The sequence below is a fragment of the Robertmurraya sp. DFI.2.37 genome (assembly GCF_029211245.1).
GTDB classification, from domain to species: domain Bacteria; phylum Bacillota; class Bacilli; order Bacillales; family Cytobacillaceae; genus Robertmurraya; species Robertmurraya methanolica_A.
In genome coordinates this window covers 1-441 of record NZ_JARGEJ010000241.1, presented here as the reverse complement: position 1 = coordinate 441, position 441 = coordinate 1, and the positions used below count along the sequence as shown (strand labels likewise).

1 protein-coding gene is annotated in these 441 nt (G+C 37.9%); it reads right to left on the bottom strand.

The annotated features are described in order from the left end of the window. Positions 1-441 (bottom strand): hypothetical protein (locus tag PZE06_RS26285; protein WP_275792153.1); only part of this gene is annotated, 441 nt, incomplete at both ends.

The window sequence follows — 441 nt, the reverse complement described above, 5'->3', positions numbered from 1 at the left end:
CCAGAACCTGCTACAGCACCGTTCTTTTCATACCAATATTTATCAATCTTAGCAGAGTTTTCAATGGTACCATTAGGAGTAAAGTTCAAAGGACTAGGAGTCCAAGTGAAAGTAACATATACATATTGATATACACCTTCAGATACTTCATAGCTATAACGTACATTTACTGCAATACTCTTAGCACCAGCCTTAAAGATGTGATATGCCTGATTATTCTTAACTACCCAAGTCAAAACTTCAGTCATTTCATCCGCCGGATCCCAATTAGTCTGTGAAACCACACCAACCGGAGTAGTAACAGCCTTAGAATCAACAGTAATTCCATCATACTGAGTAGCATTTACCAAAGCTTGTTGCTCTACGTCTTCTACAGCACCATCCAATTTGAAATTCTTATGGAATTCATCCTTAGAAATACCAATTTCTTCCAATTGAGCC